The organism is Ruegeria sp. YTSA072 (genome assembly GCF_059610285.1).
This window is the reverse complement of record NZ_JBXWNI010000009.1, coordinates 100756-115934: the sequence shown is the minus strand read 5'-3', so window position 1 is coordinate 115934 and position 15179 is coordinate 100756. Positions and strand designations below refer to the sequence as shown.

Sequence of the window (15179 nt, the reverse complement as noted above, 5' to 3'; positions counted from 1 at the left end):
CGCAGGATGAAATCTCAGTATCGCGTTGTGGTCATCGGGGGCGGCGTCGTGGGCGCCTCGGTTCTGTATCATCTGGCCAAGTTTGGCTGGACGGATGTGGTTATGCTGGAACGGCGGCGGCTGGCGTCCGGCTCGTCCTGGCATGCGGCTGGCGGCATTCACGCTCTGAATGCGGACCCAAACATGGCATCCTTGCAGGCGTATACTATCGACCTGCTCAGCGAGATCGAAAAGGAATCCGGCCAGAATATCGGGTTGCACATGACTGGTGGCCTGACATTGGCCGGTACGCCGGAACGGTGGGAGTGGTTGCAAGCCAACTATCGCATATTTCAGTCCATTGGCATCGATGACTGCGAATTGCTTTCTCCGGAAGAAGCGCAAAGGCGCTGCCCGATCATGTCGACCGACGGCGTATTGGGCGCGATGTGGGCTGACCGCGAGGGCTATATCGACACAACCGGCACGGTGCAGGCTTATGCGACGGCTGCCAAAAAACGCGGTGCTGAGTATTATGAGGAAACCAAGGTCGAGGAGCTGATCCAGACCGATAATGGCTGGCAGGTCATCACGGACAAGGGCACGATCACTTGTGAACACGTGGTTAACGCCGCTGGCCTGTGGGCCAAGCAGGTCGGGCGTATGGCGGGGGTAGAGTTGCCGGTGTCTCCTCTGAAACACCACTACTTGATCACCGACACAGTCCCCGAGGTCGCTGAAGCCGCATTCGAAATGCCGATGACGGTGGACCTCGAGGGGTTCACCTATATGCGGCAAGATCAGAAAGGCGTTCTGGTCGGAATTTATGAGGTCGATCACGAACACTGGGCCATGGACGGTGCGCCATGGAATTATGGTGAGGAGCTGTTTCAGGAACAGCTCGACCGGATCGAGAATGAGCTGACGCTTGGCTTTGAACGCTATCCGTCGATCCAGAACGTAGGCATCAAGACATGGGTAAACGGTGCTTTCACCTTTGCGCCCGACGGAAACCCGTTGGTCGGCCCGGTTCCCGGCAAGCGTGGCTATTGGTCGGCCTGCGCGGTTATGGCAGGTTTCCTGCAGGGCGGCGGTGTTGGCAAGACGCTGGCTGAATGGATGATCCATGGCGAGCCCGAGGCGGATGCCTGGCCGATGGACGTGGCGCGCTTTGGCGATTTTGCGCAGAATAAGCGGTATATCCGTGAAACCACGGGCCAGTTTTATTCCCGCCGCTTTGTAATGACCTACCCGAACGAGGAACTGCCCGCGGGGCGGCCGCTAAAAATGGCCCCAGCGCATGACGCGATGACGGATGCGGGTTGCAAATGGGGCGTCAGCTGGGATCTTGAAGTGCCGCTGTATTTTGCTCCGAAAGGGTTCGAGGAAACACCGACGCTCAAGCGGTCGAATGCGCACGACATCGTAGCAGACGAATGCAAGGTGATCCGCGAAGGCGTCGGCTTGATGGACATCTCGGGATTCTCCCGGTTTGAGGTCAGTGGCCCGAATGCTGAGGTTTGGCTGGACAAAGTCATGGCCTCAAAACTGCCCGCACCAGGTCGGGCGAAGCTGGCGCCGATGCTGGGTGAGAACGGGCGGCTCAAAGGGGACCTCACGGTGCTCAACTGGGGCGACGGAACCTGGTGGATCATGGGCAGCTACTACTTGCGGGCGTGGCACATGCGCTGGTTTGACGATCACATGATCGACGGCGTTAATGTCCAGGATCTGGGCGAGGAATATTGCGGGTTCGCGGTGGTTGGTCCCAAGTCGCAAGCCGTGGTCGAAAAGTTGGCTGAACAGGACATCTCGGGTCTGAAATTCATGGGCTGTGGAGATTTTGACATCGGGTTGGTCCGCGCGCGCGTCGCCCGTATGTCGGTGACCGGCGAGAAAGGGTATGAGATCAACTGCCGCTACGGTGACCACATCAAGCTGCGCCGCATGTTGATGGAGGCCGGTGCCGAAGAGGGCATTCGCGAGTGCGGTTTCAACGCGATGCTGTCAACGCGGCTTGAAAAAAGCTTTGGCATCTGGTCGGCAGAGTTCACGCAGCTTTACACCCCGGGAATGACCGGCATGGATCGCTGGATCGATTGGGACAAGAACTTTGTCGGCAAAGAGGCCGCTGTGGCTGAGCGTGATGGAAATGGTCCGGCGCAGATACAGGTGACACTGGAAGTGGACGCCGATGATGCGGATGCAAGTGGCTATGAACCCGTTTGGGCGGGCGGTGAGCGTGTCGGCTTTGTGACATCCGGCGGATACGGTCACTACACCGGCAAGTCTTTGGCAATGGCCTTGGTCAATCGCGACAAGGCCGCGCCCGGAACAGAGCTTTCGGTCCATGTGGTTGGTGTCGAGAGGCCCGCGAGGGTTGTCGCGCCGTCACCTTATGACCCGCAGGGCAAAGCGATGAGGGGCTAAGCATGATCGGACAAACATCCGAACGTGGGCGACGACGGCGCGGGCGAAGCGCCGAGGCCGCCTCTGCGCCCAGTCGGGACGTGAATTATCGCCAGTTGAAGAATCCCTTCCCATTGATGGAGGTGTTTCCGGCTGACCAGATTGCGGATATGCACGAAACGGCCTTGCGAACACTTCAGGAGTTGGGCGTCAAATGCCTGCTTCCGGAAGCCCGGCGTCTCTTTGCGAAAGCGGGTGCGCGGGTGGATGAAGATACCGAGATGGTCTTCATCGGCCGCGACATTGTTGAAGCCGCCGTCGCATCAGCACCAAAGTCGATAGCGTGCCATGCAGGCGCGCGACACAGAGACTTCACCCTTGAGCTAGGTAGTCTGGTGTTTCAACCGGGGGCAGGGGCACCGAACGCGACAGATCTTGAACGCGGCCGCCGCCCGGCCTCGGGGCAGGACTATCTGGAGTTCCTCAAGCTTACGCATCATTTTGATGTATTCCAGATGATCTCGCCTCAGGTCGAGCCTCAGGACGTGCCGACCCATCTGCGCCACTATTTCACGACGAAGGCGCAGATGGAACTTACGGACAAGTTCCCGTTTTTCTTCTCTCGCGGAACGCCGCAGGTGATGGATTGCTTTGAAATGCTGTCCATCGCGCGGGGTCTGTCAGATGATGCATTTCAGGCGGGCGCACATTGCTACACGATCATCAATACGAACAGCCCGCGCACGCTGGACATACCGATGGCGCAAGGGCTGATAGATTTCGCCCGCAATGGACAGATGTCGATCATCACGCCATTTACTTTGATGGGCGCGATGGCCCCGATCACCGTGGCCGGCGCGATCACACTTTCACATGCCGAGGCGTTGGCGGCGTTGACACTGACCCAGCTGACCAAGCCGGGTGCGCCGGTGTGTTATGGCACGTTCACCAGCAACGTGGATATGAAATCGGGTGCGCCCGCATTTGGAACACCCTCACATTTCCAGGCTTCGCTTGCCGCAGGCCAGTTGGCCCGGCATCTGGGCCTACCTTGGCGGTCGGCTGCCGGATCAGCGTCGAACATCAACGATGTTCAAGCAGCGAATGAAAACCAGTTTGGTTTTTGGGGCTGTCTGATGGCAGGGGCGACGGTAATCATTCACTCGGCCGGTTGGCTGGAGGGTGGCTTGACCGTTTCTTTTGAGAAAATGATCTGTGACGCCGAGGTCCTGAACATGGTCGCCGAGCTTTGTGCAGGGGCGCAGGCAGGTACGGCCGAGATCGGTTTCGACACCGCCCTAAGTGAAGTCGAACCCAGCGGGCACTTCTTTGCCTCAAGCCAGACGATGGAGCGGTACAACACCGAATTCTACGAACCGCATTTGCACGATTATGCAAATTTCGGAACCTGGACAGAGCGCGGATCGATGGATGCCAATCATCGCGCGACCGCGGTTTGGAAGAGTATTCTGTCTGACTTCAAAGCGCCTTCATGTGACAGCGACCGCATGGGTGCCTTGCACGAGTTCGTTGCGCGCCGCACCGCTGCGGGCGGCGCCCCGCCGGAGAGTTGAATGAGTACCAAGCCCATCCTGCACAGGGACGACCCCGAAGCCGAGCCTTTGGTCGGCAATATCAAGGTCACGCGTGACGACTGGCTGAACGTGGCTATGGATGTCCTGATCTCGGACGGTGTGGACCAAATCAAGGTCCTGAACCTGGCTGAACGAATGGCCGTGTCGCGGTCGTCCTTCTATTGGTATTTCAAATCCCGGCAAGAGCTTTTGGACGCCCTGCTGGCGCGCTGGCATGCGACGAATACAGCGGCTTTGGTCGCGCAGGCCAAGGCCCCGGCGGATACGATAACCGCAGCCGTTTGCAACGTGCATCGTTGCGTGGTGAATACTGAACTGTTCGATACCGCGTTGGATTTTGCCGTCCGGGATTGGGCGCGCAAATCAGGCAAAGTGCGCCGGGCGCTTGATCAATCGGATGCGCGCAGGCTCGAAGCGCTTCACGCCATGTTCGCGCGCTATGGCTATTCCGAAGTCGAGGCCGAAACGCGTGCCCGCGTGCTGTATTATATGCAAATCGGTTATGATCTGGCGCAGCTGAACGAGCCAATGTCCACGCGGATCGCAATGGTTCCGCATTACCTTTATGTCTTCACCGGGGTTGAGCCCAAGCCCGAAGAAGTCGAAGAATTCAGCGCCTATTCAATGCGCTATTGGAAGGGAGAAGCCTCATGAGTCAACCTGACGCAATCATCATCGGAACCGGTGTGATCGGCGCGGCCATCGCCTTTGAAATGGCGAAAGCGGGCTGGAAAACCCTGTCGCTGGACCGAAACAGTCAGGTTGGCCACGGTTCGACTGCCGGATCCTGCGCCATTATCCGGATGCATTATTCGACCTTCGACGGAACGGCGTTTGCGTGGGAAGGTTACCACTACTGGCGCGATTGGGCGGACTACCTCGGCCTGCCCGAGGATGCTAATCTGGCGCAATTTCGCGAGACCGGCTGTCTGGTGATGAAGACCGATGCCAATGGCTTGCTTGAAAAGCACATGAAGAACAGCGCCGATCTGGATTGCCCGTTCGAAGAATGGTCATCAGATAAAGTCAGTGAGCGCCTACCGATCTACTCGCAGAACAGTTTCGCGCCGGCGCGCCGTATGGATGATCCGGAATTCGGGCACCCGAACGGGCGCAAGATGCTGGGCGGTGTGTTCTGGCCACAGGCGGGATATGTCACGGACCCGGCTTTGTCCGCGCAGAACTTGATGGACGCTGCCATGCTGCATGGCGCAGAAGTGCGCACTGGTGCCGAAGTGGTTGAGATATTGTCCAGCGACGGTCGGGTTTCGGGTGTCAAACTTGCCTCGGGCGAAGAAATCTACGCAAAAGTCGTCGTGAACGTCGCGGGCCCCGGCTCGGCGATCATCAACAAGATGGCGGGTGTTCTGGATGACATGACGATCGAAACCCGGCCCTTGCGGCAAGAGGTTGTGCACGTCCCCGCACCCGAGGGATTTGATTTTGAAAACGACGGAACGATTGTCTCGGACAGCGATATTGCCTGCTACTGTCGACCCGAGCACGGCAACCACATTCTGGTTGGCTCGGAAGACCCCGAATGCGATCCGCATCAATGGTGCGAGGACGACGTTCACTATAACCACGACTTCACCGATCAGTGGACAACGCAAGCCATGCGTTACGCACAGCGCGTCCCAAGTCTTGGCATCCCGTCCAAAACACGTGGAGTTGTGGACCTGTATGACGCATCCACAGACTGGATTCCGATCTATGACAAATCCAGCCTGCCGGGGTTCTACATGGCCTGCGGGACCAGCGGGAACCAGTACAAGAATGCTCCGATTGCGGGCAAGATGATGACCGCCCTGATCGCGTATTGTGAAGGGGGCGCGGATCACGACGCGCAGCCGTTGCAATACGAACTTCCTTATATCGGGCGGAGCATTGATGTCGGGTTCTATTCACGCAAGCGACCCATCAACGAAGAAAGCAGTTTTTCTGTACTGGGGTAGTTAAGGAAAAAAATCGCCCTATCCTTCCGGGGAACTGAAAAAGGGCAGGACCCAGGATGGCCGAACCGACGCATCGCGTTTTGATACTTGGAAGTGCACCGGCCGCCGCTGCAGCTCGGGAGTGGTCGCGAGATCCGTTTACCCACATCGTTGCAATCAACAACGCCTGGCGTATCCGCGACGATTGGGATTTCCTCATCCATCCTGAGGACTTCCCTATCTGCAATCGCCCGGACGAACTGGTTCGTAGCCAAAGCATCGTCGAGGCGGATGAATACGTTCCGCATCAAAACAAGTTTGGTGGCTTTGTTTACGCCGGCGGCACGATGGCGTTTACGGCGGGCTACTGGGCCTTGGCCGCGCTTAAGCCAGCCGTCTTGGCCTTTTTTGGCTGTGACATGATTTACCCGAATACAGGCAAGACCCATTTTTACGGCAACGGAGCAGCCGACCCTTTGCGCGCTGATGTGACGCTGCGATCGCTCGAGGCAAAATCCGCCCGATTGGCTTTGTTCGGTGCCGCGCAGAATTGCCGCGTGGTTCGACTGTCGCAGGGTGAAAGCCGGCTGGTCTTTCCTTCGGTGACGACTGACAACTTAATGTCTGGCAGGCTGCTTTCGACAAAGGGTATGCAAGCGGCATTGCAGGCGGAGGCACAGTTGAATTACTTCGTTTCGTCTGGTCGCTATTGGGAGGAAGAAGAACGTTTCGACGCCGCTAGAATTGACCGTTTGGATCGAATGTGGCTGGACGCGTATTGTCCGCAATCCCTGGAAAACGTCGCCTGAAGCAATCGCTGATCAGGTAGCGAATTCAGCCCAAGCCCAGACCATGGCGATGTAAGTCAGGTTGTGCAGGCACTGGTCCAGACCCGCAGCCCGCCAAAACGCGGCTTGCGTCGGCATCAGTTGTTTTTTGTCCGAATAGCTGGCTTTGGCGAAATCAATATTGAAGTGAACAATCCATTCCAGTGCAGCAATGATCAAAATAAACGACCACGGCGCGCCAAAAATTAAAAAGACAATCACTGACCCGATGACATGCACGCCCGCATGCTGCGCACGGCCCACGTGAAAATACTCACCGCGCCCTGCCAACATTTTCGGAGTCTGGAGAAAAAAATCCGCAAACATATGTTTGATCTGCAATAAGCAGAGCATCAATAGCACTGCGCCTATACTGGCAGTCAAATGAGTCCTCCCGATATCGTCCCAGACAGAGTCTAGGCACTAATCTGTGGTTGCGCAAATGAACTTGTTCACACTCGGCAATTAACTGATCAAATTGGAAACTATTTGCCTCTTTTGGCTGGAATAAGGTAAATTCAGAGTGTTGGGTTTACGACACTTTCGTCAAGATCGTTTCGGTGATCCTTAGTAGGGGCAGGTTCCATAGAACGTTCAATTTTCCAGTTTATTTGGAAATACTCGAAACGCGACCAGTTGATTCTGCTGGCCGTGACCTCGACGTTGTTTCCACTACTTTATCTGACGCTCGAATTGCCCAAACGCATCATCAACGATGCGATTGGCGCGGCCAGCCCGGTTGTAGATGTCTGGGGTTATAACCTGCCTCAGACAACATTCCTCATCATTCTGTGTATCGGGTTTCTGATCGCGGTGCTGGCGCATGGCTTGATGAAAATGCGCATCAACACAATGAAAGGCGTGCTGAGCGAGCGTATGTTGCGCCGGTTCCGGTACGTGCTGATCAGCCGCGCGTTGCGTTTCCCTCAACCCTATTTTGAACGCGTCAGCCAAGGTGAGCTGGTGTCGATGGTCACCGCCGAAAGCGAGCCCATGGGCGGGCTCATGGGGGACGCGATCAGCCAACCGGTTTTGCAGGCGGGTCAGATGATCACCATCCTGTCCTTCCTGTTTCTGCAAAGCTTCTGGTTTGGGCTGGCGGCAGTTGCGCTGATCCCGCTGCAGGCCTGGTTGATTCCGAAACTGCAGCGTCAGATCAACCTTCTGAACAAAAAACGCATTCAAGAGGTTCGGTTGCTGGCCGCCCAGATTGGCGAGAACGCGGCGGGTGCGTCCACGTTGCGTGCCAATGGCGGCTGGCGGTACCGCCGGGCGATGGTGTCCGATCAATTGGGCCGCCTGTTTGGTATCCGGTTCGAGATCTACCAGAAAAAGTTCTTTATGAAGTTCCTCAACAACTTCATCTCGCAGTTGACACCGTTCCTGTTCTATCTGGTTGGGGGTCTTCTGGTCCTGCAGGGTTCGGTTTCGCTGGGTGCGCTGGTTGCAGCTCTGGCTGCATATAAGGACCTCAGTTCGCCGTGGAAGGAACTGCTGACCTATTATAACCAGACACAGGATATGTCGCTGCGCTGGGACGTGGTGACGGAACGGTTTGCACCTGCCGGAATGCATGACGAAAAACTGTTCGATGGCGAACCCGAGACCACGCCAAGGCTGAACGGTGACATAGTGCTCGACCATGTCTCGGTTCGCGATATGGACGGTAACCAGGTTCTGGATGATTTGGATCTGTCCTTTCCCAGCGGGAAAATCATCGGGATCGCGGCCCCCAGCGAAGAAGATCGCCGCGCGATGGCCGAGTTGCTGACGCGGGAAATTCTGCCCAGCTCGGGCCGGGTTCGGATCGGTGAAATCCGTTTGTCAGAGCTGCATCAAAGCGTTGTGGCCGCCCGTATTGGGTATGCTTCGTCACGACCCGTAATGTTCCAGGGTACGCTGGGCGACAACGTCATGATGCCGATGCGGTTCAAGCCACAGACATCCGAAACAAACGACCCCGGATATGATGAGACGTTGCGGGCCGGCAATAGCCCGGACCCCTTCAAGGCAAACTGGCTGGACCCGACGACTGCGGGATTAGACAGCGCTGAAGAGGTGCGCGACTGGTGGTTGAAACTGATTGACGGGATGGGTTCCGGCGCGGCGCTGTTTTTGCGCGGGGCCGAACAGGTCTTCGATGCCGCCGAGCATCCCGAGCTGGCCGACAAACTGGTCGAACTGCGACCTTTGGTTCAGGATGCGGTGAAAGCAACAGGGCTAGAGCAACAGGCCCTGATCTTTGACCGCAATCGCTATAACCCTGCCTTGCCGGTTGCGGAGAACTTGTTGTTTGCCACCCCCAAAGTCCCCGTCACACAAGAGCTTTTGGCGCAGCAGACCGTGTTCCTTGAGCAGTTGCGCGAATTTGGTTTGGACGAGACACTGGTGAGCCTGACACGCGATGTGATTGAGATGCTGCGCCAGATTTTCGGCCTGGACGGCACCGATCACCCGCTGTTTCGCAAACTGGGACTAGAGGCGCAAACGTACGAGGCTGCGGTCGAGCTTGTCGAAAAGACCCGGAACGAGGGCGTATCGGGGCTGAATGATGAACAGTTGGCAAACCTGCTGGCCGTTCCGTTTGTGATTTCGGCGGAACAGATCGGACCAGCCTTCACCGACGACCTCAAGGACCGCATCCTTGAGCTGCGACATAGCCATTCCGAAAAGCTGCTGGAGCGGTTGCTGGATGTATTTGTGCCCTTGGACAAATCAAAATTCGCGCCCGGATTGACAGTTCTTGAGAACGCCCTGTTTGGAAAGGTCAGTCAGATCGGCGGCGCCCGTTCGGACGAGGCGCGCAAACTGATCGTGGATGTATTGAGCGAAAACGGTGCGCGCCCGTTGGTGGTTGAGCTGATCTATGACGTGCCGGTGGCGCTGGGTGGTCAAAACCTGCCAGCGGTCTTTGCTGAACCTCTGTCTTTTACGCGCGCGACGATCAAGAAACCGGATATTCTGATTCTTGAGGACGCGTTGGCCAGTTATGACATGGCCTCGAAAGTGGCCGTGTACAAAAATCTACGCGCTCTGCTGCCGGATACCACGGTGATCTACCTGAACGACCAGTTCGAAAACCCGAGCGTGTTCGACATGTATGTGGAAATCAGGCAAGGTCGGGTCGTCTCGGATGAAGGACCTTCGGACGTGGAAGAAGACAGTGCCGCCTCGGCTGACCTCTCGCGCAAGCTGCGCGCGCTGGAACAGACACCGCTGTTTTCCGGGCTGGACCGCCGACAGCTGCGCCTGCTGGCCTTTGGCGCGCGCTGGTTCGATGCCAAAGCAGGAGAGGTTGTTTTCCTTAAAGACGATCAGCCAACGGACGGTGCCTATGTGGTGCTGGACGGGGAGGCCGGGTTGTACCTTCCGCAAACTGACGGAGTGGATCAGTTGATTGCCACGGTCGGCCCCGGTGCCCTGGTCGGAGAGTTGGGCCTGATCCGCAAGGAACCTCGAGCGCTGAGCATGATCGCCGAGACGGAACTGTCGTGCCTGCGTATTGGTGAAGAGGAATTCCTGGCCGTGGTCGAAAACGACGCCGCAACCGCGTTCAAACTGTTGCAGGTGATCGCGGGCTATGTATCGAACTAAGGGTTATTCGCTTTCGGGGCTGCAGAACATGTCGTAAAGTACAGCGATCACCTGCGCCGCGCCGTCGTTGTTCAGCGAGTAATAGATGGATTTTCCGTCCCTGCGCGTTGCAACAATGTTTTCAGCGCGCAGGCGCGCCAGCATCTGACTGACCGCAGCCTGACGGATACGCAACAAGGCCTCCAATTCACCCACGGATTTTTCGCCGTCGGCCAGATGGCACAAAATCATCAACCGACCCTCATGCGCGAGCGTTTTCAGAAACGCAGAGGCTCGAGCCGCGCTTTCTTTCATTTCAGATAGCGCAGCTTCGGTTTGTTCGGTTTGGTCGTCTTCAAGTGTCACGCGTTGCCTGTTTAACACCTATGGGTTGGGTCAATGTGCCCCAAGACCTATTGAGTTGTCACCCCTCGGTTGCAGGGGCACCACCTTGAAAGGCGTTTCCGTTCACGTAATCACAGGGCTCTTCCTGCATCTGCAGATGCAGGCCATCACCGTTAAAAGGGTGCGCCCGTGCAAGGTCTTCGTTCACCTCAATCCCCAGGCCCGGTGCGGTCGGCGCGGGGACAAATCCGGCCTCAACCTGCAATGAGCCGTTGATGAGTTGATCGTGAAACGGCGTGTCTATGGTCTCAAGCAGCAGCAGATTGGGGATGGACGCGGCCAGATGGATATTCGCGGCCCATTCAACCGGACCCGCGTACAAATGTGGGGCCATCTGGGCGTTGAAGACTTCAGCGATGGCCGCGACTTTCTTCATTTCCCAAATTCCGCCGGCACGACCCAGCGCCGGTTGGAGGATTTCCGCCGCCCCAGCCCGCAAAACGGCCGCGAATTCGGCTTTGGTGGTCATGCGTTCACCGGTCGCGACCGGGATCCGAACGTTCCGCGCGACACGAGCCATATCTTCAATCATGTCCGGTGGTGTCGGTTCTTCGAACCAAAGCGGTGAATAGGGTTCAAGCGCCTGACCCAATCGGATTGCGCCCGCGGTGTTGAACTGGCCGTGGGTGCCGAACAGCAGATCGGCTTTATCGCCCACGGCCTCTCGGATCGCTTTGCAGAACGCAACAGACATCGAGATATCGGACATCGCAGGCATGTGCCCGCCCCGAACAGTGTAAGGCCCAGCGGGGTCAAACTTGACGGCTGTGAACCCGCGCCGGACCATTTCGGCGGCACATTCGCCAGCTTGTTCAGGCGACGTCCAGAAATCGTTCAGGTTATGTTGGGGCAGGGGGTACAGATAGGTGTAGGCCCTTATGCGTTCGTTCACCAATCCCCCTAGCAAGGCATAGACCGGGCGATCGCGATCCTTGCCCAGAATATCCCAACACGCGATTTCCAGTCCGGAAAAGGCGCCCATGACCGTCAGATCAGGACGCTGTGTAAATCCGCTGGAGTATGTTCGGCGGAACATCAGTTCGATGTTTTCGGGGTTCTCGCCCTGCATGTGCCGTTCGAACACGTCTTGAATGACATGGCGCATTGCCTCGGGACCAACTGAGGATGCATAGCATTCGCCCCAGCCGGTGATCCCGGTATCGGTCGTGACTTTGACCAGTATCCAATACCGCCCGCCCCAACCAGGCGCAGGAGGGGCTGTGACGATGATGTCGAGGTCTTGCAGCTTCATCAGGTGTTCTCCTGCCCTGCTGGGTTAAGCCCTGTCGAAAAGGATCACGTTTCGCTTGGCAGATCCAGTTTTGGTGTCCTCGATCGCTTCGTTGATCTGCGATAGCGACCACCGGCCCGAAATCAGCTCATCCAGTTTCAGGCGCCCTTGATCGTAAAGGTCGATCATCCATGGAATATCGCGTTGAATGACAACATCGCCCATTTTCGACCCGATCAAACCCTGACCCAGTGCAGCCAGAACAACCGGTTCGTAACTTGCCATATCTCCGGAATGCGGCATCCCGATCATAATCGCCTTGCCACCGGGGCCCAAGTAACGAGGGGCCTGATCATAGGCAGGGATTGCGCCGACAGTAATCAAGACAGCGTCTGCGCCGCGACCACCAAGCGCTTTGTAAGCGGCCTTCCAGGGGGCTTTCTGATCGGCCAATACGCCATGGGTTGCACCAAATTCCTTGGCGATAGCCAACTTCTCTTCGGTCATGTCCACGGCCACGATGCGGCGCGCCCCTGCGATCCGCGCACCCTGGATCGCATTCAGCCCAACGCCACCCGCGCCGATTACGACCACGTCCTGTCCGGGACGCAGCCCGGCGGCATTGACGGCGGCACCGACGCCCGTGATCACTCCGCAGGACAGCAGGCTGGCGACGTCTTTGGGCATAGAGTGCGGAATTTTGACGATCTGTCGGTGGCTGACCACAACCTTTTCGGAAAATGCACCACAGGCCATTGCCTGTTCCAGCGGTCCGCCGTCTGCCGTGCTCAAAGGTCCTTTGACCGTGTCATAAGGCGTTTCGCAGACAGTTGGCTTTCCCCCCGCGCAAGACGGGCACGAGCCGCATGCCCGGATCAGGGTGACGACAACCGGGTCCCCAACCTCAAATCCACCAGTCGAGTCGCCAACAGCAGTAATGATTCCCGCAGCCTCGTGCCCATAGACAGCAGGCAGGTGCCCACCCCATGCGCCGCTGGCATATGATATGTCCGAATGGCAAATTGCCACTGCATCCAAGGTCACCTCGACCTCATCTGACTTTGGTGGTGCGATTTGAATGTCTTCGATGACCAGAGGTTCGCCGAACGCCCGGCAAACGGCGGCTTTGATGGTTTGCATGCTGTCCCTCTCTCGCTTTGCGCTACGGTGGCGCGCTTATGGGGACGCTGCAAGGCGGAATCCGTCAAAGGGATGTCGTAGTTATGCCATGACCCCACGTGAACGGGAAAACACAAGAAGACAGATCACCATCATGACGAATGCCAAGAGGAATGGTGCGCCCGGCAAGTAGATCGCCGCGTCGGGCTTGATGAACTGAGCGAACACGCTGGTCATGAGCAACGGTGCGATGACCATCGACAAAGCGTGCAAGGATGTCAGTACACCCTGCAGTTCACCCTGTTGCGAGTCGGGCGTCTTGCGCGACATCAGGGCCTGCAGGGCAGGGGTCACAACCGCTCCGATGGCGGTGATCGGGATCAGCATCAAGGCAATGATCCCATTGGTCAGGAAGGCCAGAAGAAAAAAGCTAAACAGCTCGAACCCCATGCCGTAGATGATTGTAACGCGTTCCCCCAAATACTTGGTTGCGGGACGGATCAGGCCGCCCTGAACAGCCGCCATGCCGATCCCGTAGACGCCCAGTGACAGGCCGATCATTTGTGGTGACCAGCCGAACCGTTCGGTTGTGAAATATGCCCAAATTGCCGGGTAGACATATATCGAGATGGAGTACAGGAGATAGACCCACAGCATCGGCCGGATACCGGGCAACGACGCAATCGCGCGCAGCGAGTTCACTGGGTTTGCGCGCCGCAGGCTGAAGGCCCGGCGCGTCTTGTCGGTGACCGTCTCGGGCATGACACATACACCGATGACGAAGGCCAGGGCAGACAAACCCGCCGCAGCCCAAAATGGTGCACGTGTGCCATATTCGCTCAGCAGCCCACCAAGTACTGGGCCAAAGACAAACCCGACGCCAAATGCTGCGCCCAATAGACCAAAGTTTGCAGCCTTTTGGTGGGGTTTCGACACATCCGCCATGAAGGCCGCCGCCGTTGCATGCGTGGCAGCCGTAATGCCTCCGACGATGCGTCCGGCCAACAGCAACCAGATGTTGCCCGCAAGCGCCATGACAACATAGTCCAGTGACATGACGAACAGCGAGACCAGCAATACCACCCGTCGCCCGTAAGCATCCGAAAGGTTACCCAGAACCGGTCCGAACACAAATTGCATGGCGGCAAACGCGGTGCTGAGGATGCCACCCCAGATCGCAGCTGTCGCCAATGTGCCACCCTGAACTTCGACGATCAGTTCCGGCATGATAGGCAGGACAAGGCCGATGCCCATGGCGTCGATCATGACCGTGAGAAGGACGAAGAAAAAGGGAAGACGCATTTGAACCGCAAGGATGAGAATTTGGGCGGACCTTATCCGCAGAAAATGCAGGTTGAAAGGGACACGCTCAGACTTGTGACCCTGGCAGGTCTTTTGCGATTTTGTCCAACAATTCAGCCAGTTTTTGCGGTTGTGCAAAGAATGGGGAATGCGACGTGTCAATCGTATGACGCATCGCCTCGGGGGCGCTGTGGCTCATCTGTTCCTGGTATTCGGTCGGGATCGTCCGGTCATCGGTCGCCCGGATATATGCCTTGAGAACCCGGTCGAAGTTGCCGGTTAGGTGCAGGGGGGTGTCCTGTGGCGCGATGGCTTGCGGGCACAAGCGTGCAAACGCGAATGGCACGGTTTCGGGCGGGCAATCGTGGTAGAACAGGTCATGCACCTTGCTTGGTACAACCGTATACGAGAGGCCGTCGGTTGATTTTTCGACCGCATCATGGATTGTTTGCCGGGGTGCTCGTCTGCGCATTTCTACCATCGACAGGCCATCCTGCGGGACGTAGGCGGCAAGGTAGACAAGGGCGCGCATGGCCTCCGGCGTGGCTTCAGCCGCGGCACTGATCGGGTAGCCACCCCAGGAATGACCGACAATGATTGTATTACGCGAGGTCGCATCCAAAATCGTGTCGCGACAGCTATCCAGCGTCACATCGGCAACGGGCGTCGGATCCGATCCGTGGCTGGGCAGGTCAATGGCGCGTACCTCATGCCCCAGCGCTTCTAACGCCGGGATAAGGTCGCGCCAACACCAGGCACCGTGGCAGGACCCATGGACTAACAGAAGATCGGCCAAACCAAGGCT

12 protein-coding genes are annotated in these 15179 nt (G+C 57.4%); 6 read left to right on the top strand and 6 right to left on the bottom strand.

Annotation, left to right across the window (positions count from 1 at the left end; genetic code table 11):
• The first annotated feature begins 6 nt into the window (after positions 1-6).
• Genes AC2FIB_RS15645 through AC2FIB_RS15625 form a run of 5 tightly spaced genes read left to right on the top strand, consistent with a single transcriptional unit; the run spans position 7 to position 6726 of the window.
• On the top strand, positions 7-2409 hold the full coding sequence (locus tag AC2FIB_RS15645) for a GcvT family protein (RefSeq protein WP_496735364.1): 2403 nt from the start codon (positions 7-9) through the stop codon (positions 2407-2409).
• Positions 2410-2411: 2 nt separating this feature from the next.
• Complete coding sequence (locus tag AC2FIB_RS15640) at positions 2412-3962, top strand: trimethylamine methyltransferase family protein (protein WP_496735366.1); 1551 nt, start codon at positions 2412-2414, stop codon at positions 3960-3962.
• Positions 3963-4637, top strand: a complete 675-nt coding sequence (locus tag AC2FIB_RS15635) for a TetR/AcrR family transcriptional regulator (RefSeq protein ID WP_108860933.1) — start codon at positions 3963-3965, stop codon at positions 4635-4637.
• Entirely contained in the window at positions 4634-5938 is a 1305-nt protein-coding gene (locus AC2FIB_RS15630; protein WP_496735368.1) for an NAD(P)/FAD-dependent oxidoreductase, read from the top strand. Before AC2FIB_RS15635 ends, AC2FIB_RS15630 begins: the two co-directional genes overlap by 4 nt.
• A 56-nt stretch (positions 5939-5994) precedes the next feature.
• The gene (locus tag AC2FIB_RS15625; protein WP_496735370.1) at positions 5995-6726 is read left to right on the top strand and encodes a hypothetical protein; all 732 of its coding nucleotides are present in this window, start codon (positions 5995-5997) and stop codon (positions 6724-6726) included.
• 12 nt (positions 6727-6738) lie between these two features.
• Here the strand turns inward: AC2FIB_RS15625 and AC2FIB_RS15620 are convergent, their stop codons facing one another.
• Complete coding sequence (locus AC2FIB_RS15620) at positions 6739-7098, bottom strand: DUF3307 domain-containing protein (protein ID WP_370737425.1); 360 nt, start codon at positions 7096-7098, stop codon at positions 6739-6741.
• A gap of 243 nt (positions 7099-7341) precedes the next feature.
• On the opposite strand from AC2FIB_RS15620, the gene AC2FIB_RS15615 reads away from it, so the two are divergent.
• Positions 7342-10338, top strand: coding sequence for a cyclic nucleotide-binding domain-containing protein (locus AC2FIB_RS15615; RefSeq protein WP_496735489.1), 2997 nt, complete (start codon positions 7342-7344; stop codon positions 10336-10338).
• 3 nt (positions 10339-10341) lie between these two features.
• Here AC2FIB_RS15615 and AC2FIB_RS15610 read toward each other — a convergent pair whose 3' ends face one another.
• The 5 genes from AC2FIB_RS15610 to AC2FIB_RS15590 form a co-directional block, all read right to left on the bottom strand.
• Positions 10342-10632: an ArsR/SmtB family transcription factor gene (locus tag AC2FIB_RS15610; RefSeq protein WP_282170800.1), complete on the bottom strand. Its 291-nt coding sequence runs from the start codon at positions 10630-10632 to the stop codon at positions 10342-10344.
• Positions 10633-10741: 109 nt separating this feature from the next.
• Positions 10742-11974, bottom strand: coding sequence for a mandelate racemase/muconate lactonizing enzyme family protein (locus AC2FIB_RS15605; RefSeq protein ID WP_496842355.1), 1233 nt, complete (start codon positions 11972-11974; stop codon positions 10742-10744).
• 24 nt (positions 11975-11998) lie between these two features.
• The gene (locus tag AC2FIB_RS15600) at positions 11999-13093 is read right to left on the bottom strand and encodes a Zn-dependent alcohol dehydrogenase (RefSeq protein ID WP_496842354.1); all 1095 of its coding nucleotides are present in this window, start codon (positions 13091-13093) and stop codon (positions 11999-12001) included.
• Between the two features lie 81 nt (positions 13094-13174).
• Entirely contained in the window at positions 13175-14374 is a 1200-nt protein-coding gene (locus AC2FIB_RS15595; RefSeq protein ID WP_496735375.1) for a TCR/Tet family MFS transporter, read from the bottom strand.
• 67 nt (positions 14375-14441) lie between these two features.
• A complete protein-coding gene (locus tag AC2FIB_RS15590; protein WP_496735376.1) occupies positions 14442-15170 on the bottom strand; it encodes an alpha/beta fold hydrolase in 729 nt (242 codons plus the stop codon).
• Between the last annotated feature and the right edge of the window lie 9 nt (positions 15171-15179).

Excerpts from the sequence above, each read along its gene's own strand:
- AC2FIB_RS15640 (WP_496735366.1), top strand. The coding sequence starts at position 2,412 with ATGATCGGACAAACATCCGAACGTGGGCGACGACGGCGCGGGCGAAGC.
- AC2FIB_RS15620 (WP_370737425.1), bottom strand. The coding sequence starts at position 7,098 with ATGCTCTGCTTATTGCAGATCAAACATATGTTTGCGGATTTTTTTCTC.
- AC2FIB_RS15595 (WP_496735375.1), bottom strand. The coding sequence starts at position 14,374 with ATGCGTCTTCCCTTTTTCTTCGTCCTTCTCACGGTCATGATCGACGCC.
- AC2FIB_RS15625 (WP_496735370.1), top strand. The coding sequence starts at position 5,995 with ATGGCCGAACCGACGCATCGCGTTTTGATACTTGGAAGTGCACCGGCC.
- AC2FIB_RS15630 (WP_496735368.1), top strand. The coding sequence starts at position 4,634 with ATGAGTCAACCTGACGCAATCATCATCGGAACCGGTGTGATCGGCGCG.
- AC2FIB_RS15635 (WP_108860933.1), top strand. The coding sequence starts at position 3,963 with ATGAGTACCAAGCCCATCCTGCACAGGGACGACCCCGAAGCCGAGCCT.
- AC2FIB_RS15605 (WP_496842355.1), bottom strand. The coding sequence starts at position 11,974 with ATGAAGCTGCAAGACCTCGACATCATCGTCACAGCCCCTCCTGCGCCT.
- AC2FIB_RS15600 (WP_496842354.1), bottom strand. The coding sequence starts at position 13,093 with ATGCAAACCATCAAAGCCGCCGTTTGCCGGGCGTTCGGCGAACCTCTG.
- AC2FIB_RS15645 (WP_496735364.1), top strand. The coding sequence starts at position 7 with ATGAAATCTCAGTATCGCGTTGTGGTCATCGGGGGCGGCGTCGTGGGC.
- AC2FIB_RS15610 (WP_282170800.1), bottom strand. The coding sequence starts at position 10,632 with ATGAAAGAAAGCGCGGCTCGAGCCTCTGCGTTTCTGAAAACGCTCGCG.